This is a genomic window from Fervidobacterium pennivorans DSM 9078 (assembly GCF_000235405.2).
Lineage (GTDB): Bacteria > Thermotogota > Thermotogae > Thermotogales > Fervidobacteriaceae > Fervidobacterium > Fervidobacterium pennivorans.
This window is the reverse complement of record NC_017095.1, coordinates 515,052-540,317: the sequence shown is the minus strand read 5'-3', so window position 1 is coordinate 540,317 and position 25,266 is coordinate 515,052. Positions and strand designations below refer to the sequence as shown.

Genomic DNA, 25,266 nt, shown 5'->3' with positions numbered 1-25,266 from the left:
ACTCGTACTGATTCTCGATTCATTTCATTTTCCAAGAATTTTGTTCAATTCTTTCGCCATATCTTCGATAGCTTTTTGCGGTGTGGTCTGCCTTGTTAAAGCAGCGTGTACGTATTTCTGAATAACATCGGATATTTCACTGTATTTTGCTGTCCTTGGTCTTGGAACGGCGTTAATGAACATTCCATACAATTCAACCATAAATGGAGCTGCCTTTTTGAGTGCTGGGTCCTTGTAAACATCCATCATCGTTGGATTTTGACCTGCGTTAATTGCTTTGTAAAGTTGTTGCTCATAGCTTGTCAAGAACTTAATGAGCTTCTTAGCAGCTTCTTTCTCCTCAGGGGTAGCATTCTTGTTGATACCAAGCATCCATCCACCAAGAGTTGCTGCTGATTTTCCGGCTGGGCCTGCTGGAAGTGGTGCAACTCCAACCTTTCCAGCAACTTTTGACTCTTTGGGATCGTTCAATAGAGACCATGCGTATGGCCAATTTCTCATGAACACTGCTTGACCATTCTGGAAGGCTCTTCTTGCCTCTTCTTCCATGTATGTTGTAACAGCTTGCGGAGAGACTTTGTGCGTGTAAATAAGGTCAACCATGAATTGGAGTGCTTTTACAGCAGCTGGACTGTTTATAATCACATTGCCTTGATCATCAAGAACATCGCCGCCAAATGAAACAAGGTACTCCATGAAGTCACAAACCAAACCTTCATACCTTGCACCTTGCCATACAAAACCAACCATGTTCTTTTCTTTTGCTGTTATTGTCTTTGCCATCTTTACAAGTTCATCCCATGTTTTTGGAGGATTCTTGAAGCCATATTTTTCAAGTAAGTCTTTCCTGTAATACAACAAGCCTGCATCGGTGAACCATGGAATCGCTACAATCCTTCCATTCACTGTAGCGGCTTTAACTGTACCAGGAAGGAATTTGTTAAGTTCAAAATAATCTTTATCAGCTGTTAAATCTTCAAGATACGGCGCAAATTCTGCTGGCCAAATGACATCAAGCATTAGAACTGTGGGTTCTTTCTCTCCCGAAGCCAAATAGGTAACATAAAGGTCGTGCCTTTCTGTTGATGAGTTTGGCATAGGCATGACGGAAACTTTGATATTCGGGTTCTGCCTCATGAAAACATCAAGCTGAGCGTAAAGAACCTCAAGTTCTTTACCAACTGCACCTGCCGTCATAGTTATCGTAACTCGAGAGCTGGAAAACGCTACCACCGCAAGTGTTAACAACAAAATTCCCAATAAGAACTTCCTCATACTTACACCTCCCATTAAGTAGTGGATAATGTTAACTAAAAGTATTGAAACTTTCCAAAAACCGCATTATCCTTATAAAGAGGGGACACCCCCCAACCAACTCTCGACAAAGGAGGTATCCCGATATGAACAACTCAACGCTCTCTTGTCCAAAATGCGGTTCCACCAGCTTATACAAAAACGGTCATGACAAATACGGTAACCAACAATTCCTTTGCAAACTCTGCCATCATTCTTTCAAACTCTCCCATTCTCACAAACGCAAAAACTTCTCTTTCCCTTATCCCAAATGCACTTCTTGTGGTAAATCTATGCAAATTTACAAAGTCCGTCGCTCTTTCGTTGTCTTCCGTTGTAGAGCTTGTCGTACCAAAGATAGAGTACCTTTTAACCTCCCCGAACCAGTCACCCTTATTCCTGAGAAATTTAAATATTTCCGCTTCCCTATCTTTTTCGTCTTAAAGGCTTTTGTTTTGTATATGAAACACAATATGTCTTATCGCTCTCTTGCTCATTCTCTTAATATCAAAGTATCTCATGTCACCATATACAAATGGGTTATTAAATTGTGTACTTTATTCTCTGTACTTTTTCCAACATTTACCATCGAAAATGTTTTCTCAGTTCATGCTGATGAAACTGTTCTTGTGTTCAAAGAACAAAAGTACTATGTTTGGCTATTAGTTGATCACGAAACTAACTTAATTCTTTGTTGGCATGTCTCAAAGTATCGTGATATGGGACAAGTCAAAGTATTGCTCGAGAAGTTCTTTGGTAATTCAAAACCTAGAAACATTGAACTTATTACTGATGGACTTGGTGCATATGAAAGTGCAGTAAAGCTGTTGTTCAGAAATATCAATCACGTAGTGGTACCGCTCGGTAAAAACAATCAATGTGAATCTAAGTTTTCATTGTTGAAAGACTTTTTCCGACTCAAGCGAGGGCTGAAGAATACGAAGAATTTAGCAAAATACATTCAAGGCTTTTGTGTAGTGAAGAATCTTTGGAAAACACACAATGGCAATATCAATTGCATTCTTTCACACTTACACTCTTTCATCACTACAAGTTAACACTATCAAGTAGTGTGGGTATGTTCGAATTTCAAATGTAGTATATCACGACATGTGTGGAATAAAAAAATATCGAAATTGCGAGTAATAACGCATAAGGCATAGGGATAGGTGGTTTTTGTTCCATAATATGTCATTATGAAACAATTTACAGTTTTTTTGTCTATTTTATACTTAGTCTGCAATTCAAGATTTGTGATACAATGTCTTTGAAGAAAATTCGAAATTCAAAATTCCCATGGAACGAAGTGTATTTTTTCAACTCTAAAACCGTCAGGAGGAGGCGTTGGTTATGACTGTAGAACTGCCAGTTAAGAGGCTTGCTGATTACAGTGTATTCTCGAAAGAAGATGTGGAAGCTATATTCGAACTTGGAAAAAAGCTGAAAGGGCTCAAAGTTGTGCACGTTAACGCAACTGCATATGGTGGTGGTGTCGCTGAACTGCTCATGACTATTGTTCCTTTAATGAAGGATGCAGGGTTGGATGCATCCTGGGAAGTACTTGAAGCACCTATGGAGTTTTTTAATGTAACTAAGAAACTTCACAATGCTCTTCAAGGTGCTGATATTGAAATTTCAGAAGAAGAATGGGAACTGTTTGAAAAAGTGAACGAAGAAAATGCCAAAAGACTGAATCTTGATGCCGACGTTGTAATAATCCACGACCCTCAACCTGCCTACATCCCATATTTCAGGTCTGGTACTCACACAAAATACATTTGGAGATGTCATATTGACACAAGCACCCCCAACCTGAAAGTCTGGAATAGATTGACTTCTAAGATGACAAAGTATGAAAAAGCACTATTCCATATAATGGACTATGTAAGAGCACCATTTGACAACATTGCAGTTGAATTTCCTCCAAGCATTGACCCTCTCAGTCCAAAGAACAGAGAAATTTCAGAAGCAGAGTTAAAAAGCGTAGTTGATCGTTACAAAATCGACGTCTCAAGACCTATTATAACTGTTGTTGCCAGGTTTGACCCCTGGAAAGATTTGTTTTCAGCTATCAATGTGTATCGTAAAGTGAAAGAAAGATTTGACGTACAACTTGCAATAGTCTCAGCTATGGCGAAAGATGATCCGGAAGGTTGGATTTTCTTTGAAGATGTCCTGCGGTATGCGGGTGTCGATAAGGATATCCTATTCCTCACTGACCTTAAAGGTGTGGGTCACTTAGAAGTTAATGCTATTCAAAGACTTTCTACTTTAGGATTGCACACAGCTACTAGGGAAGGCTTTGGACTTGTAATTAGTGAAATGATGTGGAAAGAACATCCTGTTGTTGCACGACCAGTTGGCGGGGTTAAAATTCAGATTGATGATGGTGTTAACGGATATTTGAGGCAAAGCGTTGAAGAACTTGCAGATGCTGTTTGTGACCTTTTGGAAAATCAAAGCCGACTCCGCGAATTTGGAAAAAATGCTAAAGAAAAGGTTAGAAAAACGTATTTATCAACTGCGCATGTGAAGAGATATTTGGAAATTATAAAATCTGTTGTTAAATGAAAGTTATTCTGTATAATATAAATCAGGGTGGACAGAAAATAGTTGACTCTTTGTTTTATCTGGACTGGAGGTAGGGAGTTGAATAACGAAGCTAAAATACTGCTTCATATTTTGAGAGCAAAAAAACTTAGGAGAAAGGAACTTGAGAAAATTATCGGTGTTAATCCTTCAACAATGACATATCTACTTGATAAATTACGAGATTATATAGAGATTGAGGAGGAATTCCCAGCAACGGGGAAACCTCCTCAATTGATTTCGATTTCTGAAGAAGCTTGGCATATCCTGGCAATAAATGTTGGTAGGGAACGTATAAGAGCTGTTGTTTACAATGGAAAAGGTGAAGAATTAGAGAGTGCGGAATACAAAATGAAAAGTGAGTTTTTAAACAACGAAGGTATCAACGAACTTCTAAGGAAGACTATTGAGAAGTTCTATGATTTTGACAGCATTGGAATAGCGTTCTCTGGAACTGTTGTTGATGACAAAGTTTACTCAAAGATTCTAAAACTTGAGCGATACGAACCTGTGAAATCGTTGAAACTCAAATCTTTGGGTGTTCCTTACGTCATTTTGTCAGATGTTGAAGCAATCGCAGCCTATGAATCCAAAACTACTGGAAGAGAACGTGTCTTTGTTTTGAACTACGGGACAGGTATCGGAGCTTGTTATTACGAATACCACGCTCTTTTCAGTAAAGATGAGTTTAAGAACATTGCCTTAGGACATATATACTTCGGTGGAGATGAAAAGTGCTATTGTGGAGCTTATGGATGCCTTGAAACTGTCGCTTCTGATTTTGTCGTTTTCAGAAAATATACTGGAAGTTCGATATCATTTGTTGAGTTCATAGCCCACGAGGAAAATTATCTAAGTGAATTGAAGACAATTAGAAATTTATATAAAACTAACGAAAGTAAGGCAAAAGAGATTTATTCTGAAGTCATAGATAAGCTCGCATATGTTCTTGGAAATCTTTCGTTGATTTTGGGTGTTAGCAATATTGCGATTTACGGAGAAGGAAGCTCCGAATGGCTAGCTCAGCAAATCGAGATGAAGGCAAAAAGCCTGTCTCCAAATTTCAACTTTTCTGTTCGATATGGTCATGTACGCGATGCTGTCGAAAGGGGAGTTTCATTAGAAGCTGCTGTGAATTATGTTAAGAAGACCTTTTCAAAATCACGGACGTCCAAACTGTAGAGTTCGATACTACTTCCAGGAGGTAGCGAAGAATGTATATCATACTTATTGGAGGAGGAACTGGCTCAGGGAAGACAACAGTTGCTAAGCGCATTATGGAACGATTGGGCTCTGAAAAATGTGTCATGCTCCCAATGGATAATTATTATAGAGACATGTCGCACATACCCTTGGAAGAGAGGAAGAAATACAATTATGACCACCCGGATATGATTGAACACACTTTGATTGTGAAACATGTGAAGGAACTCTTAACAGGAAAAGCTATAGAATTACCTGATTACGATTTTACTTTGTATACGCGAACGGGAAATTTTACAAAGATCGAACCGAAGCCAATCTTGTTAATTGAGGGCATCTTCGCTCTTTACTATGACGAGCTGAGAGCATTGGCTGACTTGAAAATATACGTAGACACAGAAGGAGACGAACGATTTATAAGAAGGTTGCAAAGGGATATTTTCGAACGTGGAAGAACTATCGAGTCGGTTATAGACCAATACTTAAATACTGTAAAGCCAATGCATGATGCTTATGTTGAACCTACGAAAAAGCATGCAGATATAATCATACCGCGTGGGGGATACAACGAAAAGGCTATCGAAGTCGTAGTTGAATATGTGCAGAATTTAATATAGTCCTGTGTAAAACGTTCGAGAGAATACCTTAGATTCGTCCATCTGTTTTTTAATTAGATGGACGAATTTTTTATCTTTCTTGGTGCACATAGATTGAATTTTTGAGTAGATAAAGTATAATTACTTTACGAAAATATACAACTATGACATGTGCATCTTAAGGAGGTTCAGTATGAAAGTCCATATTTATACATACGGTTGCCAGATGAATGAAAACGACACGGAAATAGCTAAGCAACTGCTTCTAGATGGAGGATTCGAAGTTGTTGATAGCGAGGATGAAGCTGACATAGTAATTCTCAATACATGTGCTGTAAGAAAGAAGTCAGAAGATAAGGTTTATAGTCATATTGGAAAGCTCAGAAAAAAAGGGAAAAGAATAGGAATTATGGGCTGTGTTGCCGATAAAGAAAAAGAGAACCTCTTTAAAAGAGGTGTTTCATTTGTTATTGGAACTCGTGCGATTGCTAAAGTCCCAGAAGCTGTTTTGAATGCTAAAAATGGTGCCAAACAAATTTATCTTGATGATACACTCGATGAGATTGATTACCATAAGGTGGAAACCAGAAGTTCAAAACACCACGCCTGGATAACCATCATATACGGATGCAACAGATTTTGTACTTACTGTATAGTGCCGTATACAAGAGGTAGAGAAAAATCAAGACCAATGGAAAGTGTATTACTTGAAGTACGCACATTAGTTGAAAAAGGCTACAAGGAATTCACATTCCTTGGACAAAACGTAGATGCGTATGGAAAAGACCTGAATGACGGAACATCATTAGCTAAATTGCTAAGAGAAACAGCACAAATTGATGGAGTTAAGCGACTATGGTTCTTGACATCATACCCTACAGACTTTTCTTTAGAAATACCACAAGCTATGGTTGAAAATCCCAAGATTGCGAAATCCATACACCTCCCAGTCCAGCACGGAAGTGATAAGATATTAAGAGCTATGAATAGAAGGTACACTCGTGAGGAATATATTGATTTGATAAACAACATAAGAAATATTGTTCCGGATGCCTCTATCTCAAGTGATATCATCGTAGGTTTCCCTGGAGAAACTGACGAGGACTTTGAAGCGACGGTTAAACTTGTAAAAGATATAAAATTTGAAAGACTCAACCTTGCTATTTACTCTCCACGTGAAGGAACTGTTGCATGGAAACATTTTAAAGACGATGTACCATATAAGACAAAGGTCCGTAGAATGTCTTACTTGTTGAATCTGCAGAAAATGATAAACAGAGAGTTAAATGAATCCTACAAAGACAAAAGAGTTGAGGTAATAGTTGAGGCTCAAGCAAAGAATGGCCTATTTTACGGAAGGGATATACGTAACAAAATTATCTCTTTTGAAGGTTCACATGAACTTATTGGAAAAACCGTTGTAGTAAAGGTAACAAAAATCACAGCGGGTCCGTTGTATGGAACCGTGGAAGAGGTACTGGAATGAGGTAAGAATTATTCGAAATTCTAATGATTTTTTAAGGTTTATCCTGTATGATTATCTTGGAGGTGAATCATATGAAAAAACGTATTGTAGGGTTAATTTACGCTGGAATGTTGCTACTTGTCATTTCTGCAACAACGTTTGGTGTTGAATACATCGCGCGTATTGACAACATGGAACTTGGGCGTATTCGAGTTGAATATACAAAAAACGGATGGATAAGTGTTAGTGAAATACAGTACGGTGAGAAATATACTATCGAAACGAGAACTGCTTATGGTCCTAACGGATTCTTCCAAGTTTACGAAGCAACGTTTAAGACAAACGGAGAGTTGGTTGCTAAAATACTTGGTGTTAATAAAGCAGGTAAAACTACAATAACACTATACGCGTATTATGATCCAAAAGCACCCTCTGTTAAAACATTCACATTCACAGAACCAAATATCGTCTTATTAGATAACAACTTTATTATCCCTCATTTTGAAATGATATTGAGAATGCCTCAGCCACGTTTCCAAATACTCATACCACAAGCACTCTTCAATCCATCAAAGACAGACAAGGCATCAGGAATTGCAATGCTGAAACGACTATCTGACCGTTCTTACGTTCTCAGCTACGAAGGAACTGAAATAAAGATAACAACAGACGAGAAGGGTATCGTAAGAATGGAATACAATAACGGAATTGTGGTAGAACGATTGGCAGAAAAGAAACCTGGAACAACAATGCCACAAATGCACCAAAACCAACAAAATATGAAAAATACGCAAAATGCTCCGAAAAGTGGAAAATAATCGCAACAAAGTAAATTCAGAGGATGGTGAATTTGCAGCTGAAAACTTCTGATTATTTGAAGAAATATGGTATTACTTTAAAAAAATCTTTGGGTCAAAATTTTTTGTCCAACGAAGTTTTTGCGAAAAAGATTGTTGAATTATCAGAAGTAAACAAGAATGACACAGTCCTTGAAATAGGTGCGGGAGCTGGAACTTTAACCGTTGCACTGGCAGAGACTGGTGCAACGGTTTACGCTATAGAAATAGATGAAAGGCTCAAGCCTATCCTTGAAGAACGGTTATTAACATTTCCAAATGTCCATCTAATTTTCTCCGACTTCCTAGCACTTGACCTGTCGTTTCTTCCAAGTGGATACAAATGTGTTTCGAACATTCCCTATTACATCACCGCTCCCATACTTAAAAGGCTTATTTTTACACCATTTTCAGCATTATTTATCATGATGCAAAAGGAAGTTGGGGAAAGATTACTAGAAAAACCGGGTAGCTCTAATAGAGGATTTCTAACTGTTGTGCTCCAAACGGTTGCAAACGTAGAAAAAATTTTGACGATTCCAAAAAGTGCATTTGTGCCAAATCCGGAAGTAGATAGTGTTGTTTTGAAAATTACAAGGAAAGAACCTTTCCCATTTGCAGATGGTTCACAACTTGAATCTTTTTGGAGATTTGTTTCCAATAGCTTCTCTCAAAAGAGAAAAACGATATACAATAATCTAAAAACCATAACTAAAGATACGAATGTTTTAGAACTGATAATCCAAGAAGCAAACATTCCATCAAGTGCAAGACCTGAGCAGCTCAGTGAGGAACAATTTCTGATGCTGTGGAAAACTTGGTTAAAATTTACAAATGAGAATTAAAGGTAACAAACGAAAGGAACGGAGGGAAGTAGGTTGAGTAATATTCGAAAACTAAAAAATGCGAAAACTTTCGTCTTTGACCTGGACGGAACCGTGCTGAATTCTAAAAATGAATTTCCACAAGAAACGAAGCAATTGATACTAAACATCCTTGAAAACGGTGATAATGTAATTTTTGCAACTGGACGAATGCATATATCTGCTAAAAAGTTATTGGAAAATGTTTTTGGTGAGGATATCTTCCCAATAATTTCCTACAATGGAGCGGTTGTATACGTTCCAAACGTAGGTTTTATTTATGAGAAAACATTAGATATGGAAACAGTACACAAGGTTATAGGCTTTCTCAGGCAAAGGAACATCCACGTTCAAACATATGTCGATGATAAGCTTTACAGCGAAAAAGACAACGAAGAAATAAAGTTATATGCAAAACATGCGGACGTTCCTTACTACGTAGTTAATGACTTAAAAGCAATCGAACATCCACCGATAAAAATGTTAGCGATTGCCGAGCAAGGTATTCTGGACAACTTAATCGAACCTCTCAAAGAAATTGTGGATGGAAGAGCGAATGTTTTCAAGAGTTTTCCAATCTTTTTGGATATTGTCCCTGCTGATGCTAATAAAGGTAATGCCCTTAAGTTTTTAGCGGATTATTTGGGCTTCGACCTTAAGAACACTGTTGTTTTTGGGGACAACGAGAATGATATTTATATGTTCGAAGTTGCAGGTACAAAAGTTGCCGTTGAAAACGCCGTAGACAAGTTAAAAGAGGTGGCGGATTTTGTTAGTAAATCTAATGAAGAAAATGGTGTTCTTTATAGTTTTGTTCGCCTTTTCCCTGAGTATCTTCGGGGCATTGAATCTTCCAACTAACGTGGAAACATCAACTAATCTAAATAGATTATGGCCGTTGAAAGTTCAAGCTAGTTTGATTTGCACGCAAAGGTTAGAAGAAATTATTGAAGATATAAGTTTATTGACACTTGGAAGTCTTGGAAATACTCTACTTGCCCAAGACGTTGGCAAATATGTCGGATGGTATGTAAAATCCAAAGGATTTTCTTATTATCTTGTTGGTCCACTTGATACGTTAAGTGTGGATGACGAAGATTATTTTTACAGAGTGCACAAGTCTCCCTATATAACTGCCGATATATATGAAAAGTTCTCTACTGGTCTTTCCATTGCGGGAGTAATTCCTATTTTTGATGCAAGAGGGAAAATCGACGTAAATTTGATCTCGTCACTCGTGACACGTAGACTCACATATCCGGTATTAGTTGAAGACGAAGGGAAAGCAAATTTACTACGCAACCTTGGATATTCAGCACTTTTTATCACAAAAGATAAGGATGGTTTTTTATTCTTAAACGGTGTGCCAGCAAAGTTGTATTGGTCTATTAAGCCTCCGGAACTCGAAACTTTGAGAAAAGCTGTCTTGGTTAACTCAGTTATTTATATTAGTCAGGGCGAAATACATATAAACAAGCCATTTGCAACCACCGGTGTTGTTGTCTACTCAAGCGATGAGTTTGTTATTTTGGAAGCCAAAAAAGCTCTCGAAAGAAGGTTTGCTCCCGGTCGAGTTCCTTGGTAATTGGTAATAAGTAAGAAAGCGTAAAGAGAGGAAAAAGTATGAAAAAGAAAATCATCAACCTGGAACTAAGCGAATTTGAAAGATTCGTGCTTTTTGAAAAAGGCACCGAACCACCATTTTCTGGAGAATACGAAAACCATTTCGAAAAAGGCATTTACGTGTGTAAGAATTGCGGAATACCACTATACAATTCTTCTGATAAATTCCACTCTGGATGTGGTTGGCCAGCATTTGATGATGAGATTCCTGGTGCGATATTTAAGCAAATCGATAAGGACGGAATAAGGACGGAAATTATTTGTGCCTGTTGCGGTGTTCATCTGGGACATATCTTTTATGGAGAAGGGTTCACAAAAAAGAATGTCAGGCACTGCGTGAATTCAGTCTCTTTGAAGTTTATACCAGAAGGGCAAAAACCACCTATCGATAGAATGTTTTTCGCTGGTGGCTGTTTCTGGGGCGTTGAACATCTTTTCAAACAACTCCATGGGGTTGTGGATACAAGAGTCGGCTACATGGGTGGACGTTGGCCCAATCCAACATACGAACAAGTATGTACCGGATTGACAGGACATTTGGAAACCGTAGAGGTCATATTCGTTCCAAACTTAATAAACGAGGAACAACTGGTAAAGTATTTCTTTGAAATTCACGACTTCACACAAGAAAACGGGCAAGGACCTGATATTGGTGAGCAATACAAAAGTGCCATATTCTACACAAATGAGAGACAAAAAGAAATTGCTGAAAAGATAATAGAAGAACTAAAGAAACGATACAAGGTTGCAACTCTGCTTAGGAAAGCTTCGACATTTTGGCTTGCTGAAAATTATCACCAAGATTATTATGAGAAAACAGGAAAAGTGCCGTATTGTCATTACAGGCGAAAGATATTCTGAATTCAATCCAAAGAAATGTTAAGTGCCTTAAGAAGCTTGTTTGAAAATTCGATCAAGTCAATATCAAACTTAAATGTTGCATACCTATCGAGAGGTGTCTCTCCTTTATTCACAATTACAAGTTTAGCTCCATTTTTGAGAGCATGAATAGGTAATTGTGCAGCTGGATAAACTACGAGCGAGGTGCCTAAAGTTAGGAACAAATCGCTACTTTCTGCCCATTTCTGAGCTTTTGCAAACTCATCCATAGGTAATATTTCACCAAAGAAAGTTATATCTGGCTTTAGCAAACCGCCACAAGAGCATCTGAAATTGGTAGATAACAGAAACTCTCTTTGCTTATCATCAAGGATTTCGTAACGTTTAGCACATTTCAAACAGTTCCAAACTCTAACACTTCCATGAATTTCTGCAACATTCCTACTGCCTGCTTTTTGGTGCAAACCATCGATGTTCTGAGTTATGACCCCTTTCAATATTCCCGCTTCTTCCAGCCTTGCCAGCATGTTGTGAACGATATTTGGTTGTGCTGACAACATAGGTATAAGACCTTCCCTTGCAAAATTGTAAAACCTATCTGGATTTCTGTAAAACTCATCGATTTCAAAGATATCCTGACCATATTTCGCGTAAAGCCCATTTGGACTTCTAAAGTCCGGTATTCCACTGGGAACACTGACACCTGCACCGGTGAGTGCAACAACAAACTTTGATTTCTTGAGCTCTTCGGAGAACTTTTCAATCAGTTTATCAAAGTCCATAACGTTACCACCCTAAATATCAAAGTTTTCTAGCGATGGACAATAAATACTCAACAGTATCTTCAAACGTCATCTTTTCATGAATACCTTGTCTAAGAAACTTGTTGATTTCGTCAATGAGTTCTATAGCCTTATCTATCTTGGGATTTGTTCCCTTTTTGTATGCTCCAACATCTATAAGGTCTTTTGCGTCATTGTATGTGGCCATTATATCTCTTAGCAAGCGTGCTGCATGAAGATGTTCTGGTTTTACAATGTCTGTCATTAAACGACTAACACTCATGAGTACATCTATCGCCGGATAATGGTTTGATTCAGCAAGGCGACGAGAGAGTATTATATGCCCGTCAACGATACCACGAACAGTATCGGAAATAGGCTCGTTGAAATCATCAGCTTCAACAAGAACCGTGTAGATACCAGTTATACTACCCTTGTCAGAGTTACCAGCACGTTCGAGGATTTTAGGAAGTTGTGCAAAAACGCTTGGGGGATAACCTCGTGTTGTAGGTGGTTCGCCAATAGCAAGTCCAACCTCACGTTGAGCCATCGCCCATCTTGTTAACGAGTCAACCATTAACATAACAGCATAGCCTTTATCTCGGAAATACTCTGCTATAGTCGTTGCCGTAAGTAAGGCTTTGATTCTCAACAAAGCAGGCTGGTCTGATGTTGAGACTACAACAACGGAACGTTTTAGACCTTCTTCTCCCAAGTCTTTCTCAATAAATTCTCTAACTTCCCTTCCACGCTCTCCTATCAACGCTATTACGTTTATGTCAGCCATTGTATTCCTTGCAATCATTCCAAGAAGTGTACTCTTACCAACACCACTACCAGCGAAGATACCTATCCTTTGTCCTTTTCCAAGTGTGATAAAGCCATCGATAGCACGAACACCAACCGGAAGTGGTTCTAAAATCCTTTTTCGAATAAGTGGGTTTGGGGCTTCGTTTATAATGGGACGATACTCTCTAAGTACAAGTCTTTTTCCATCTATAGGTCTTCCAAGTGCATCAACAACCCTTCCACGCAATTCTTCACCAACAGGTATGCTTACGGTCTTGTTAGTTTTTATGACCTCACAACCTTTTTTCAAACCTGTTATGTCTTCTAATGGCATTAATACTGTCATATCTTCTTTAAATCCGACGACTTCAGCAAGCGCCTTTTTATTGCCTACTATGATTTTACAAAGTTCTCCGTAGGCTGCATCTGGACCTTTCGATTCTATTGTAAGGCCTATGACTTTTTGGACCTCTCCGATGTATTCATATGGATTTATTTCTTTAACCTTTTCCTCGAATAGTTCCATCAACTTAAATGAATTACACTTCTTAAAATTAACGTTTTTATTGGTCATAATGTTCTTATCCCCTCATGGCAATTTTTCATTCCTCTTTTTTAAATACTTCGTCGAAAATCTCTTCCAGTAATGCGAATTGAAATTTCAAAGTTGCATCAATTGTTCCAAGCTCGGTTTCGGCAATAACACCGTGTTCCACATTGTCGTTCAATACTATCTCGTAACCTTTTGATTTTGCATATTCTAACGTTTCTTCACTTATAAGCTTTGCATCCTTCGGATTAATATGAATTTTAACCTTTGTTGAACCTGCAAGGTGTGTAAGAATCTTTTCTATTTTTCTTTTTGCAACCTCAGGGTCTATGTTCTTTTCTAAAAACTTTTCAATGAGCACGAGCGAAATAGATGTTAGCTTCTCACAATATTCATTGTAGAAAATATCGAGCTGTTGTTCAAAACTTTCAAGCAAATACTGTATCTGATTTTGTAAATTCGTGAGCATGCTCTGAGCACTCTGCTCTGCCTCTTTGGTAATGACAAGTGCTTTCTGATTTGCTTCTTCGATAATTCTATTGTACTCTTCCTGGGCTTGCAAAAGTATTTGTTGCGCTTGATTTTGCGCTTCCAAAACAATCTGTTCGGCTTCACGATTTGCTTTAGCCACGATTTCAAGGAGTTGTTTTTCTTTTTCCTTAGTTTGTTCTACTTGTTCTTCAGTGGTAGTGGAAGTTGCCTCTTTGTTTTCTATCTTCAATGGTGCGTCAAGATAAACATAGCGCTTCTTTATTATCAATTTATTCACCTTCTTTACTAAATTTACTTCGTTGTTTTTTAAAAGAATGTTGGGCACTTGAGTAAGTGCCCAACATTTCCAAGTCACCGATATATATTATACCGCAAATTTTAGTTTAGAGAACTTCAGTTTTTAGTATTCCAACTGCCTTAAACCTTTTTCTATAATCTCTTTAGTATCTCTTGCTATCATGAGCTCTTCGTTTGTTGGAACTACGAGAACTTTTACTTTTGAATCTGGTGTTGTTATAATCCTTTCTTCACCCTTCACATTGTTTTTCTCATCATCTATCTTTATGCCGAGGTAACCAAGGTAGTTTTCACAAACTTCTTTCCTTGTTATTGGGGAGTTTTCACCGACACCTGCTGTAAATGCTATTGCATCAACACCGTTCATTGCAGCCACGTAAGCGCCGATATACTTTGCAATTCTGTATTCGTAAATGTCCAGGGCAAGTCTGCAAACTGGGTCGCCCTCAAGTGCTTTGTCTTCTATATCTCTCATATCTGAGCTGAAACCATCTGTTAAGCCAAGTACTCCACTTTTTTTGTTAAGAATTGTATAAACCTCTTCGGCAGTCAAGCCTTCTTTTTCCATAAGGAATGTCACAATTGATGGGTCAATGTCTCCGCTTCTCGTTCCCATTACCAATCCTTCAAGTGGAGTAAACCCCATCGATGTGTCAATACTGTGACCATTCATAACAGCTGCTACGGATGCTCCGTTGCCGAGATGAACTGTTATGATTTTGGATTTCTGATAATCAAGTCCCAGGATTTCTGCAGTTCTTTTTGATACATACCTATGGCTTGTTCCATGGAAACCATACCTTCTGATTTTGTATTTCTTGTAGTATTCATAGGGTATTGCGTAAAGATACGCTTTTGCTGGCATCTTTGAATGGAATGCTGTATCAAAGACTGCAACGTTTGGAACTCCTGGCAAAAGTTTCATCATAGCTCTTATACCCATTATGTTCGGTGGGTTGTGGAGTGGAGCAAGGTACGAATATTCTTCGAGTGCTCTCATCACTTCGTCATCAATCAAAACTGAGCCTGAGAACTTTTCTCCACCATGGACAACTCTGTGACCAACCGCATCAATTTCACTCAAGTCTTTTACTCCTCCGACCTTTTCGTCAACTATCAGTTCAAGTACATATTTGAGAGCGTCTTCATGGTCTTTCATTGGCTTTTCAATAACAACTTTTTGCTCATCTTTCTTGTGAACAATTCTGCTTCCTGGGATTCCTATTCTTTCCGCAAGTCCCTTGCACAGTACCTGTTCTGTATCCATATCAAGGAACTGATACTTTATCGACGAGCTCCCACAGTTAACAACCAAGACTCGCACTTGGATCCCTCCTCTGTATGTGTTTAAAAGTTAAGCACAAATTCTCATTTCAGGAAGTTGGGATTATGCTTTCCCGGCTGCTCCAAGGAATTCAAGTCTGTTCATAACAACTTCTTTGACTAATTTCTTACCTGCCCCTAAGTAATGCCTTGGATCGAACTCTTTTGGATTCTCTTTTAGGAACTTTCTAAGTCCTGCGATAAAGGCAATTCTTAAATCCGTATCTGTATTGACTTTGTTTATACCAAGCTCAACGCACTTCTTAAGTTGGTCCTCGGGTACACCCTTTGCTCCGCCTAAGTCTGCTCCGTATTCCTCTGCCATCTTCACGTATTCTGGCAAAACACTCGAGGCACCATGGAGAACAAGTGGAATTTTTGTCAGTTCTTTAACCTTTTTGAGTCTTTCAAAATCGAGCTTTGCTTCACCTTTGAACTTGAATGCGCCGTGGCTCGTTCCAATTGCTGGAGCCAGGAAGTCGACGCCCGTCTCTTCGACAAATATCTTTGCTTGCTCAGGATCTACCAACACGGACTCAGCAGCAACTACGTTATCTTCAACACCTGCGAGTTGTCCAAGCTCGGCTTCGACAGAAACACCTGCTGCATGCGCTATTTTTACTATCTCTTTAGTTTCCTTAAGATTTTCCTCAAAAGGCTTTTCAGAAGCGTCAATCATAACCGAAGAATATCCTGCCTTTATCGCTGCTATTATATACTCAAAATGCTTACCGTGGTCAAGGTGGAGCGCTATCGGTATATCAACACTATCGGCAAATAATCTTACCAACTCAACGAAATATCGTGCACCCTTAAATATGTCCCCGTTTCCTGCATATTTTATCGCACCTTCGCTTGTTTCAATGATAAGTGGCGCTCTTTTTTCCAATGCACCTTCAAGTATTGCATGGAAAAACTCCATGTTGTTGATGTTAAAAGCAGGAACCGCGTAGTACTCTTTGCTAGCTTTTTCCAAAATGTCCTTCGTGTTCACGTACATAAGTTCCACTCCTTTCGTCTTCAGAATTTCGTATTAGGAACTTTAAAATCTAAAAGAATTATATCATAAGTTGAGAAAAATAAGAAGTTAAAAAGGGGACGCAATGATAAACGTCCCCTGTTTGAGTTTACGATTTCTTTTTCGGTTGTCTCCTCTTATTGAGCTTTTCTATTTCTTCCTCAACTTCTGCGTACCCTTCTTTGTAGAACTCAAATTCCTTATCATCAAGCTCCATAAGTAATCTCAAAAATTCTCCAGCATGCACCTTTTCTTCATCCGCTATGTCTAGAAGAACTTTGCGAACCAATTCGTTGTCAGTTGACTCGGCAAGCTGGGTATAAAGTTGAATAGCTTCATATTCTGCCGCTATCATAAACCTTATAGCTCTTATCAACTCTTCCTTTGTTAATTTTCTATCATTTTTTAATCCACTGAATGCATTTGAGAATTCAGGCATCTTCTTTCCTCCTTTCAGATAAGGTAATACTAATCCTCTATCACTCCTCACTTACTATTCTGTAACTTTTTCGAGATTTAAATGCTTCGAACTCCAATTCATGTAGCTTCCCTAATTTTGCTTCGATTTCCCTTAGTTCATTTATGTTGGACCTTGTCGCCGGATGCTTTGGGGCAAATGCGACACAACTATCAATGTAAGGTTTAATTGATATCTCAAAGGTTCCTATCTCCTTTGCTTTGTTAGTTATTTCCACTTTATCAAATCCCACAAGAGGTCTTAACACAATTAGCGAGCTTGCCTCTTCTATCGCTGCCATATTTTCTATCGTTTGACTAGCAACCTGACCAAGGTTTTCACCTGTGATAACTGCCTTTGCCTTCACTCTACGTGCAATCATACTTGCAATTCTCATCATAGACCGTCTTTGCAGTATCAGTGAATATTCGTCAGGTGCATTTTCCTTTATGTAAGTTTGAACCTCTGTTAGCGGGACTATCCACATTCGCAGACCGTTTGGTAGGTATTTGCTGAGCACTTTTCCAACACTAAGAACTTTTTCTTCCGATTTTTCAGTTGTAAGTGGTGGACTCAGGAAGGTAACGGTTTGAAGTTCAAGTCCTCTGCGCATTGCATACCATCCTGCAACAGGGCTATCGATTCCTCCACTCAGCAACAATAAAGCCCTTCCAGATACTCCAACAGGAAGCCCTCCAGACGACTGGATTTTTCCAGAAAAAACGAATATTTCTTTTTCCCTAACATCAATTCCAATCTCGAATTCGGGATTATGAACATCGACTTTCAAGTGAGGGAAAGCCTGAAGTACATATGCCCCAAACTCTCGGTTTATCTCAAGACTGGTCATAGGAAAATCTTTGTATCCTCTTTGTGCGTTAATTTTGAACGTTTTTAACCCCTCATTCACATGTTTCTTAGCTAAATCGAGAACAACTTGCTTTAGTTCCTCTAAGTCATGCCCAACGGAAACCCCTAGGCTGTAGTTTTGAATTCCAAATACATAATGCAATCGTTCCAAAATCAAATCTGCGTTATTCCTACCAATTCTAACAATGATTCTTCCATACCTTTTGTTCACTGCGGCTGGTTTGACAATTTTCAAAATATTGTCAATAAGCTTTTTTTCAAACCATTCTCTGTTCTTCCCTTTTAGTCCTATCTCAGAATACCTTACAACTACGACTGTTTCCATAGAATACCTCCAGTTTGTTCTTTATTCGAAAATGAACACAATATTAATTCTAACATGTATTCTAACCGTTGAAAAGATTCCTGACAATCTTTCTAACAACAACCTAAGGAAAACTACTTTGGAATATACGTGTTGAATGGCTTATGTAGGTAAAATGCCTAAAAATTTGTGAGCACAACCTAATAATCCTTATGAAGGGATGTGGCTTTATGTACACTTGAGGGTACTGCAAGATTGATTACCATTTCCTGAAATTTTTCAGACACTTACTTTGAGTTGAGGATTTTAGGAGCTTATCGATCTTTACAGAGTAGACCAGTTTCTTTGAAATCAAATATTGGGCAAGTATCCGTAGGGCTTGTAGGTTATTATCTTCAGTTCTATTTCGTTTCAAGATTGATAGTACACTAGAATTTCACAATCTAAGGTTAAACACCGATTACGTTAATAAAGTTTATTGGTGGAATTTACCAGAGATTTTAATACTATTTCCTTTCATACAATCCCACTATTTCTGTCTGTGCAAGGATTCTACCACTCAACGCTTTTTCTAGTTCTTTTTTTGTAACTTTTCCCTTCAGCTCTATAAGGGAGTTAACGGCGTAAATTTTGAAATGATAGTGGTGTACACCATGACCTTTTGGTGGACATGGTCCGTTATACCCAACTTTTCCAAAGTCATTGTATCCTTGCATAGCTCCGTTTTGAAGTTTCTCAACTTTTGGAAGGGCCTCTGGAATATTTACGATTGGACCATTCACTGGATAATTCCAAAGTACCCAGTGAACAAACGTACCAATTGGTGCGTCAGGATCGTCGCAAATTATAGCTATTGTTTTTGCACCATCAGGGATATTAGAAATTACCAGTTCAGGATTGACATCTTGTCCTTCACACGTATACTTCTTAGGTATGAATTCTTTGTCTTTAAAAACAGAGGAAACCACCATATGTTTCACCTCCTTTTTTTGCAATCCTGAACGTAATATAAGAAACGAAGTAATAACTAGAGTAGCTACAAGAAATATCACAGCTACACGCAACAATATTGGTAGCCTGTTAGCCGTAGTCGTGGACCTCATGGGAAACACCTTCCCCATATACCAAAGTATTATTCCTTACTAAAATTATACCACTTTCGGTGATGAATGATATAATAATTTTGTAAATCAACAAGATCCAAATCAAAAAAGGTTGAGGTGAGAGCATGAGGAGCAATGACCAAAAAGTGGTAGTTGTGACCGGTGGTGCAAAAAACATAGGAAAGGGAATTGCTTTGAAATTTCTCGAAATTGGTTGGAGGGTCGGTATAATAGATTACGATAAGCAAGCTCTTGAGAATTTTCCGATTAAGGATCAGGAGAAAGTATTTTTATACCACGGAGATACATCTGATGAATATTCAGTAAGTGAGTTTTACATACTGCTCAAGGAAAGGTTCGAAAGACTGGATGCGATCGTCAATAACGCTGCGATAGGGGGATTCAAAAATTTTCTTGACCTCTCTGTTTCCGAATGGAAAAGAGTTATAGATGTGAACTTGACAGGGTACTTCCTGATGGCGCGGTTTGGGGTACCACTCATACTTGAAACAGCAGGTAGAGGAGCTATAGTAAACATTTCCTCAACCCGTGCATTGATGTCCGAACCGGGTAACGAAGCTTACAGTGCATCGAAAGCAGGAATATTAGGTCTTACGCACGCGCTGGCTAATTCATTAGGACCAAAAATAAGAGTTAATGCAATATGTCCTGGTTGGATTTTGCATGAGGGCGAGGTAATTTCTGAGAAAGAACATGCACAACATTTAACTGGGCGTGCTGGAACCATTTCTGATATCGCAGAAATAGTACTGTTCCTTGTAGATGAAGAAAAAAGCGGTTTCATTACCGGACAATATTTCGTAGTTGATGGCGGAATGACGAAGAAAATGATTTATATCTAAGCACTTTTGAGACCTGTTCCTTCTGTTCTTTAAACAATTTTGATTGAATATGTAATATTTGCTCGCTGGAGAGGTGATAAACAAGGTGAGAAAAAACTTAGGGTTTACTTTTTTGGATTATATAGCCAAATACAAGTTTACCATTATCAGCCTTCTGATTTTAGTACTTTCCGTTATCATCATCCTAAATAATGCAAAAATTGAAACTAGAATTGAAACATTTTTACCGGGCTACAAACCAGGTAAGCCTATAACGGAGATAGATGACCCTTCGGTTCAAAACCTTGTGCGTATGAGTCTTAAATTTGGTGATAAGGCAAGGGTAACAGTAATTTATGAAGCTACTGCAAGACTTGATAAACCAGGAAGCTTGAAGGACTTAAGAAGGTTACACAAAAAACTTGAGAATTTTGAAAATGTTCAGACTGTAATATCTATATTGAACTACCCAGGAGCCGAGGCATATATACAAAATGACGCTCTGGACTTAGAAAATCTGCCAAAAGAATATCGAAGTTTTATATCCAAAGATGGAAGATATGCTCTGTTTTTGGTAATGATATCTATAGACGGGCAAGTTGAACCTATCGTCAGGAAAATTACAAATGCTCTTAAAAATGAGCCAGTAGTTGTTTTGTCCGAAGCTTCTGTAAACAATAAGCTTTTTGACGAGCTAAAGAGATCAATGTTTTTCTATCCCATTTTGATGTTTGGAGTTATATTTGCTATTTTCTTTTATCAAACGCAATCTTTAAGAGCAACTATAGTTTCACTCCTCGTACCAATAATGGCTTCGATTTACACATATGCTATTCATTTTGCGTTCGGAGGAGTTCTAAATATCCTCACATCGATGACAGCATCGTTTTTAATAATTATCGGTTCAGCTTATCCTCTGCATTATTACAATGCAATTTTCAGAACCGAAGTCAATGTTCGTAAGCATATTTCAACTCCTATATTCTTCTCAATGTTCACAACGGCTGTCGGTTTCTTATCATTTTTGTTTGTGAAGATACCAGCGTTTAGAGAATTTGGTTTTCTCGTTTCCTTGGGGCTTTTCATAGACTTTTTACTTACCGTAACAGTTGGTGATGAATTGTTATCGCGCGCGCATAGAAGAGCATCAAGAAAACCTAAGTCCTTTGGAATAAAGTACATAGGCAGCAAACCAGCTATGGGCATATTATTTGCCGTTATCTTTTTAGTTGGTCTATCGTTCTTTTTAATACCCTCTATTAAGGTAGGTTTGACGAGTACAGATTATTTTTCAAAGAAATCAGAAATAACGAAGGCTTACAAGCTTTTAGAAGATAACTTTGGTATGAAAGATGCTATCTACCTGGTATTGGAAAAAGAAGAAGGTATATTTCTACCGTTTGACGACAGAAATATAGACGAAATAATTGCTGAGCTCTCGCAATATTCTGAAGTTAGTAGTGTCGATTTCCCTAGGAACGTTCCCATTACGGCCCTCATTTTGGCTTCACGAACTCAACCTTTGTTGAGATACTACATTGCAGATGCGAAGACAATACGAATTTCGATAAACCTTTCACCAGAAGGAGCAGATAATTTGGAAAAGGTTACAAAAATCATCGACAAAGTTATGAAGAAGTACAACTACAATTACTACCTTGCAGGAACTCCCTTTATATGGAAGGCGGTTAACGATAATATACTCACCAGTCAGATTCAAAGTTTAGTTGCATCTTTAATCATCGTATTTGTAACAATTGTTGTTGTGTTTAAAGACTTCACAGAGTCCATAAAACTAATTTCTCCTGTTGTTTTCGCTACCATTCTAAATTTCTTTTATATGGCTATCTTCAGGATGAAGCTTGAAATATCAACCGCGTTGACTTCAAGCATCATTATAGGCCTTGCCATTGACTATTCTATACATGTTGGTCACGATTATGGCAAAACTAAAAATATTTTCAGCTCAATAAAAAACGTAGGTCCCGCGATATTAGGAAATGCATTCGGTATTGTTGGTGGTTTTTTGACACTACTGTTTGGAGGAGAGTTAGCCATGTTTAAAAGGATAGCGATTCTTGTGTCGTTGGGTATATCAACTGCCGCTGTGCTGGCTCTAACTGTTTTACCATTCCTTTTATCCTTGGGAAGAACCAAAGAAGTTGAAGAAGATCTAGATGCTGAAAGATGAGTATACAAGGAGGGAGTTTTGTGAGAAATGTAAGGATTGCTTTGGCACAAATAAACACAACAGTTGGTGATATAGAAGGAAACAAGCAAAAAATTATTGAGTTTATAAAGCAGGCTGTATCATATGATGCAGATGTTTTGCTTTTCCCTGAAATGTCGATAACAGGTTACCCGCCTGAAGATTTATTGTTCAAAACTCACTTCATTCAAGACAATATAAAAGCTCTTGAAGAAATTGTACAATATGTGCCAAAGTCACTCATTGCGGTTGTAGGGTTCGTTGATATGGACGGTGATATTTACAATTCGGCTGCTGTAATAAACGACGGTAAAGTTATTGCAAAGTACCATAAGAACTACCTGCCTAATTATGGTGTTTTTGACGAAATGCGGTACTTTCAAAAGGGTAACAAGGCCTTAGTAATTCAATTCGGCGATGTGCGAATGGGAATAACCATATGCGAAGATATCTGGTATCCTGGTGGACCAGCACGTGCTGAGGCTCTTTACGGTGACGCACAGATTTTGGCAAACATCTCAGCTTCACCGTACTACCAAAAGAAGCTCGAATGGAGAGAAAAAATGCTCTCGACAAGGGCAAACGACAACCTGGCGATAGTGGCATACGTAAACCTTGTCGGTGGTCAGGACGAACTCGTCTTTGACGGTGCAAGCCTTGTATTAGATGAATCAGGCAAAGTTTTAGCTAGAGGAAAACAGTTTGAAGAAGATTTGCTTGTGGTTGATGTCGATATTGAAGGGGTAAACAAGGCACGTTTAAAAGACCCAAGAAGAAGGCAGGATAAACTCTTGGTTACAAAAGAAGATTTAGAAACCTTGGAAATTGTCACAATACCTTTCGAAGCTAAAACTCAAAGAAAGGAAATAACTAACCGCACAGAACCTGCACTTCCAGAAGTTGAGGAGGTTTATAACGCGTTGGTTATTAGCCTACGAGACTATATGAGGAAAAATGGAATGAAAGAGGCAGTTATCGGACTTAGCGGTGGTATAGACAGTTCTTTGGTTGCTTGCATCGCAGTTGATGCGATAGGCAAAGAAAATGTGATAGGTGTTTCTATGCCTGGTCCATTTTCATCAGAACACAGTAAAGAAGATGCAAGGTTGCTGGCAGAGAATCTAGGAATAAGATTCTTAACAATTCCTATTGTAGAGGTATACGAAACATTTCTTGAAACTTTGAAACCTATTTTTAAAGACTTACCATTCGATACTACTGAAGAAAACTTGCAAGCAAGAATCCGCGGAGTTATCCTTATGGCACTTTCAAACAAATTTGGTTGGCTTGTCTTAACAACGGGCAATAAAAGTGAGAGTGCAACGGGGTATTCTACTTTGTACGGTGATACAGCTGGCGGATATGCTGTAATCAAAGATGTATATAAGACGATGGTTTACAAACTGAGCGAGTATGTGAATCAAAAGGCCGGAAGAGAAATTATACCTCAAAGGGTATTCATAAAACCACCAAGTGCGGAACTGAGAGAAAATCAAACTGACCAAGACAAGCTTCCACCTTATGAAATATTGGATCAAATATTGGAACTTTACGTAGAAGAAGACATGAGTATTGAAGAAATTGTAAACCTTGGGTTTGAAGAAAAAATCGTAAGAGAGGTTGTAAGAATGGTGAATATAAACGAGTACAAACGCAGACAAACGCCTCCAGGGCCAAAAGTTAGAAAAAGGGCTTTCGGAAAGGATAGAAGGCTACCTATAACGAATGGATACAGGGAATACAAAAGAAAGTGAAAAACAAACGTATAATTTAAAATAAAAAATCAGGAGGGTATTAAACCCTCCTGATTGTATTTAACACAATTTTGCTGTTAGGAACACGAGATTAATCCATTGCCTTTGCAACCGTTGTACTCAAACTGAATAGTGACATGATTAATACCAAACTTTTCAAGTTCCGATTTGATTTCGTTGTATATGTCCATTGTCTCACTTACTTTTACATCTTCCCTAAGGTTGACATGTCCTTCAAAAAGAATACTCCTTTCGTCAAGTGCCCAGATATGAACATGATGGATATCTTTTATCACGGGGTTTCGCAACAGTTGAGAACTAATACTTTCAATATTGAAACCCACAGGAGTACTTTCCATAAGAATCGATAGAGAACCACTAAAGATTTCAATCGCTTCTTTGACTACATACAGCGCTATCAAAATGGTTACAATCGAATCTAAGAATTTCAACCCATAAAACTTTATGAATACAGCACCTATAAGAACTGCTATAGATGACAAAGAATCCATTAACATGTGCAAATATGCGGACCTTATATTCAAGCTTGCTTTGGACCACTTTTTCAATATCATCATGCTCAAAAAATTCGCGATAAGTCCAATGGTTCCGACAACTAAAACGACGTTAGTCTTTATCGATGATACTGGTTCAAAAAATCTGCGAATTGCTTCCACTGTAAGCAATCCACTTATGATCAAAAGTGTAGCTGAGTTGAAAAATGCAGCTATTATGTTTGCACGTTTATATCCAAAAGTTTTCTTGTAGTTTTTTGGCTTTCTCGAAATTCTTTCAGCCACGTAAGAAAGCATTAAAGAAAGTACATCACCAAAATTGTGGGCAGAATCTGAAATTAGTGCTAAACTACCTGCGATAATACCACCAACAAATTCTACCAAAGTTATTCCAAGGTTTAGTATCACAACGAATGTAAACCGGGCCACATCTATTTCTACCTCTATGTTGGTATGTTTGTGAATGTAATCATGTGGATGTTTGTGCAAATGAGTATCTTCTTGGTGTGGGTTGTGTTTTGCCCCAGCATGTCCTTGCTCCTTAAGTTTCCTTGGATTACTTTTTTCTACCATACAATCTGCTCCCTCATAGTTACAATATTACAATATTCAGAAACAAGTTTTTGACAAAGTCATATTTTTTGGCCAAAGCA

The 25,266-nt window shown here is 38.2% G+C and carries 23 protein-coding genes; 13 read left to right on the top strand and 10 right to left on the bottom strand.

The annotated features are described in order from the left end of the window. Nucleotides 1–24: 24 nt before the first annotated feature. The gene (locus FERPE_RS02490) at nucleotides 25–1,275 is read right to left on the bottom strand and encodes an ABC transporter substrate-binding protein (protein ID WP_014451108.1); all 1,251 of its coding nucleotides are present in this window, start codon (nucleotides 1,273–1,275) and stop codon (nucleotides 25–27) included. Between the two features lie 125 nt (nucleotides 1,276–1,400). Here FERPE_RS02490 and FERPE_RS10550 point away from each other — a divergent pair, with 125 nt between their 5' ends. The 10 genes from FERPE_RS10550 to FERPE_RS02440 all read left to right on the top strand — a co-directional run bounded on the left by FERPE_RS10550 (nucleotide 1,401) and on the right by FERPE_RS02440 (nucleotide 11,329). Next, nucleotides 1,401–2,351, top strand: a complete 951-nt coding sequence (locus FERPE_RS10550; protein WP_014451107.1) for a DDE-type integrase/transposase/recombinase — start codon at nucleotides 1,401–1,403, stop codon at nucleotides 2,349–2,351. Between the two features lie 292 nt (nucleotides 2,352–2,643). Then, complete coding sequence (locus FERPE_RS02480) at nucleotides 2,644–3,864, top strand: glycosyltransferase (RefSeq protein WP_014451106.1); 1,221 nt, start codon at nucleotides 2,644–2,646, stop codon at nucleotides 3,862–3,864. Between the two features lie 78 nt (nucleotides 3,865–3,942). Then, nucleotides 3,943–5,064, top strand: coding sequence for an ROK family transcriptional regulator (locus tag FERPE_RS02475; RefSeq protein ID WP_014451105.1), 1,122 nt, complete (start codon nucleotides 3,943–3,945; stop codon nucleotides 5,062–5,064). Between the two features lie 32 nt (nucleotides 5,065–5,096). Then, nucleotides 5,097–5,702: a uridine kinase gene (udk, locus tag FERPE_RS02470; RefSeq protein WP_014451104.1), complete on the top strand. Its 606-nt coding sequence runs from the start codon at nucleotides 5,097–5,099 to the stop codon at nucleotides 5,700–5,702. Between the two features lie 172 nt (nucleotides 5,703–5,874). Continuing rightward, complete coding sequence (miaB, locus tag FERPE_RS02465; protein WP_014451103.1) at nucleotides 5,875–7,167, top strand: tRNA (N6-isopentenyl adenosine(37)-C2)-methylthiotransferase MiaB; 1,293 nt, start codon at nucleotides 5,875–5,877, stop codon at nucleotides 7,165–7,167. Between the two features lie 71 nt (nucleotides 7,168–7,238). Then, nucleotides 7,239–7,964, top strand: coding sequence for a hypothetical protein (locus tag FERPE_RS02460; protein ID WP_014451102.1), 726 nt, complete (start codon nucleotides 7,239–7,241; stop codon nucleotides 7,962–7,964). Between the two features lie 32 nt (nucleotides 7,965–7,996). Continuing rightward, the gene (gene rsmA, locus FERPE_RS02455) at nucleotides 7,997–8,827 is read left to right on the top strand and encodes a 16S rRNA (adenine(1518)-N(6)/adenine(1519)-N(6))-dimethyltransferase RsmA (RefSeq protein WP_014451101.1); all 831 of its coding nucleotides are present in this window, start codon (nucleotides 7,997–7,999) and stop codon (nucleotides 8,825–8,827) included. A 33-nt stretch (nucleotides 8,828–8,860) separates the two neighbouring features. Then, on the top strand, nucleotides 8,861–9,706 hold the full coding sequence (locus tag FERPE_RS02450) for a Cof-type HAD-IIB family hydrolase (protein WP_014451100.1): 846 nt from the start codon (nucleotides 8,861–8,863) through the stop codon (nucleotides 9,704–9,706). After that, complete coding sequence (locus FERPE_RS02445) at nucleotides 9,615–10,430, top strand: hypothetical protein (RefSeq protein ID WP_155804081.1); 816 nt, start codon at nucleotides 9,615–9,617, stop codon at nucleotides 10,428–10,430. Before FERPE_RS02450 ends, FERPE_RS02445 begins: the two co-directional genes overlap by 92 nt. 38 nt (nucleotides 10,431–10,468) lie before the next feature. Then, nucleotides 10,469–11,329, top strand: coding sequence for a bifunctional methionine sulfoxide reductase B/A protein (locus FERPE_RS02440; protein ID WP_014451098.1), 861 nt, complete (start codon nucleotides 10,469–10,471; stop codon nucleotides 11,327–11,329). 2 nt (nucleotides 11,330–11,331) lie between these two features. Here FERPE_RS02440 and FERPE_RS02435 read toward each other — a convergent pair whose 3' ends face one another. The 8 genes from FERPE_RS02435 to FERPE_RS02400 all read right to left on the bottom strand — a co-directional run bounded on the left by FERPE_RS02435 (nucleotide 11,332) and on the right by FERPE_RS02400 (nucleotide 19,161). Beyond that, entirely contained in the window at nucleotides 11,332–12,090 is a 759-nt protein-coding gene (locus tag FERPE_RS02435; RefSeq protein WP_014451097.1) for an SIR2 family NAD-dependent protein deacylase, read from the bottom strand. A 19-nt stretch (nucleotides 12,091–12,109) separates the two neighbouring features. Beyond that, a complete protein-coding gene (fliI, locus tag FERPE_RS02430; RefSeq protein ID WP_041263120.1) occupies nucleotides 12,110–13,405 on the bottom strand; it encodes a flagellar protein export ATPase FliI in 1,296 nt (431 codons plus the stop codon). A gap of 76 nt (nucleotides 13,406–13,481) precedes the next feature. After that, complete coding sequence (locus tag FERPE_RS02425) at nucleotides 13,482–14,198, bottom strand: FliH/SctL family protein (RefSeq protein WP_372589586.1); 717 nt, start codon at nucleotides 14,196–14,198, stop codon at nucleotides 13,482–13,484. A 123-nt stretch (nucleotides 14,199–14,321) separates the two neighbouring features. Next, nucleotides 14,322–15,542, bottom strand: coding sequence for an acetate kinase (ackA, locus tag FERPE_RS02420; RefSeq protein WP_014451094.1), 1,221 nt, complete (start codon nucleotides 15,540–15,542; stop codon nucleotides 14,322–14,324). A gap of 63 nt (nucleotides 15,543–15,605) precedes the next feature. Continuing rightward, nucleotides 15,606–16,541, bottom strand: coding sequence for a class II fructose-1,6-bisphosphate aldolase (fba, locus tag FERPE_RS02415; protein ID WP_014451093.1), 936 nt, complete (start codon nucleotides 16,539–16,541; stop codon nucleotides 15,606–15,608). Nucleotides 16,542–16,668: 127 nt separating this feature from the next. After that, nucleotides 16,669–16,998: a ferritin family protein gene (locus FERPE_RS02410; protein WP_014451092.1), complete on the bottom strand. Its 330-nt coding sequence runs from the start codon at nucleotides 16,996–16,998 to the stop codon at nucleotides 16,669–16,671. 40 nt (nucleotides 16,999–17,038) lie between these two features. Next, nucleotides 17,039–18,211 (bottom strand): tRNA uracil 4-sulfurtransferase ThiI, encoded by a 1,173-nt coding sequence (gene thiI / locus FERPE_RS02405; protein WP_014451091.1) that lies wholly within the window; start codon nucleotides 18,209–18,211, stop codon nucleotides 17,039–17,041. Nucleotides 18,212–18,696: 485 nt separating this feature from the next. Next, complete coding sequence (locus FERPE_RS02400) at nucleotides 18,697–19,161, bottom strand: YbhB/YbcL family Raf kinase inhibitor-like protein (RefSeq protein ID WP_014451090.1); 465 nt, start codon at nucleotides 19,159–19,161, stop codon at nucleotides 18,697–18,699. Nucleotides 19,162–19,418: 257 nt separating this feature from the next. Between FERPE_RS02400 and FERPE_RS02395 the strand changes: the two genes are divergently transcribed. The 3 genes from FERPE_RS02395 to FERPE_RS02385 all read left to right on the top strand — a co-directional run bounded on the left by FERPE_RS02395 (nucleotide 19,419) and on the right by FERPE_RS02385 (nucleotide 24,098). Continuing rightward, on the top strand, nucleotides 19,419–20,156 hold the full coding sequence (locus FERPE_RS02395) for an SDR family oxidoreductase (RefSeq protein ID WP_014451089.1): 738 nt from the start codon (nucleotides 19,419–19,421) through the stop codon (nucleotides 20,154–20,156). 85 nt (nucleotides 20,157–20,241) lie between these two features. Further along, complete coding sequence (locus FERPE_RS02390) at nucleotides 20,242–22,326, top strand: efflux RND transporter permease subunit (RefSeq protein WP_014451088.1); 2,085 nt, start codon at nucleotides 20,242–20,244, stop codon at nucleotides 22,324–22,326. 20 nt (nucleotides 22,327–22,346) lie between these two features. Continuing rightward, nucleotides 22,347–24,098, top strand: coding sequence for an NAD+ synthase (locus tag FERPE_RS02385; protein WP_014451087.1), 1,752 nt, complete (start codon nucleotides 22,347–22,349; stop codon nucleotides 24,096–24,098). A gap of 77 nt (nucleotides 24,099–24,175) precedes the next feature. Here the strand turns inward: FERPE_RS02385 and FERPE_RS02380 are convergent, their stop codons facing one another. Continuing rightward, nucleotides 24,176–25,186 carry a cation diffusion facilitator family transporter gene (locus tag FERPE_RS02380; protein WP_014451086.1) on the bottom strand — a complete coding sequence of 337 codons (1,011 nt, stop codon included), beginning with the start codon at nucleotides 25,184–25,186 and terminating at the stop codon, nucleotides 24,176–24,178. Between the last annotated feature and the right edge of the window lie 80 nt (nucleotides 25,187–25,266).

Excerpts from the sequence above, each read along its gene's own strand:
- thiI (WP_014451091.1), bottom strand. The coding sequence starts at position 18,211 with ATGGAAACAGTCGTAGTTGTAAGGTATTCTGAGATAGGACTAAAAGGG.
- FERPE_RS02490 (WP_014451108.1), bottom strand. The coding sequence starts at position 1,275 with ATGAGGAAGTTCTTATTGGGAATTTTGTTGTTAACACTTGCGGTGGTA.
- fliI (WP_041263120.1), bottom strand. The coding sequence starts at position 13,405 with ATGGAACTATTCGAGGAAAAGGTTAAAGAAATAAATCCATATGAATAC.
- FERPE_RS02435 (WP_014451097.1), bottom strand. The coding sequence starts at position 12,090 with ATGGACTTTGATAAACTGATTGAAAAGTTCTCCGAAGAGCTCAAGAAA.
- fba (WP_014451093.1), bottom strand. The coding sequence starts at position 16,541 with ATGTACGTGAACACGAAGGACATTTTGGAAAAAGCTAGCAAAGAGTAC.
- FERPE_RS02440 (WP_014451098.1), top strand. The coding sequence starts at position 10,469 with ATGAAAAAGAAAATCATCAACCTGGAACTAAGCGAATTTGAAAGATTC.
- FERPE_RS10550 (WP_014451107.1), top strand. The coding sequence starts at position 1,401 with ATGAACAACTCAACGCTCTCTTGTCCAAAATGCGGTTCCACCAGCTTA.
- FERPE_RS02410 (WP_014451092.1), bottom strand. The coding sequence starts at position 16,998 with ATGCCTGAATTCTCAAATGCATTCAGTGGATTAAAAAATGATAGAAAA.
- FERPE_RS02480 (WP_014451106.1), top strand. The coding sequence starts at position 2,644 with ATGACTGTAGAACTGCCAGTTAAGAGGCTTGCTGATTACAGTGTATTC.
- FERPE_RS02400 (WP_014451090.1), bottom strand. The coding sequence starts at position 19,161 with ATGGTGGTTTCCTCTGTTTTTAAAGACAAAGAATTCATACCTAAGAAG.
- FERPE_RS02380 (WP_014451086.1), bottom strand. The coding sequence starts at position 25,186 with ATGGTAGAAAAAAGTAATCCAAGGAAACTTAAGGAGCAAGGACATGCT.
- miaB (WP_014451103.1), top strand. The coding sequence starts at position 5,875 with ATGAAAGTCCATATTTATACATACGGTTGCCAGATGAATGAAAACGAC.
- FERPE_RS02395 (WP_014451089.1), top strand. The coding sequence starts at position 19,419 with ATGAGGAGCAATGACCAAAAAGTGGTAGTTGTGACCGGTGGTGCAAAA.
- FERPE_RS02460 (WP_014451102.1), top strand. The coding sequence starts at position 7,239 with ATGAAAAAACGTATTGTAGGGTTAATTTACGCTGGAATGTTGCTACTT.
- udk (WP_014451104.1), top strand. The coding sequence starts at position 5,097 with ATGTATATCATACTTATTGGAGGAGGAACTGGCTCAGGGAAGACAACA.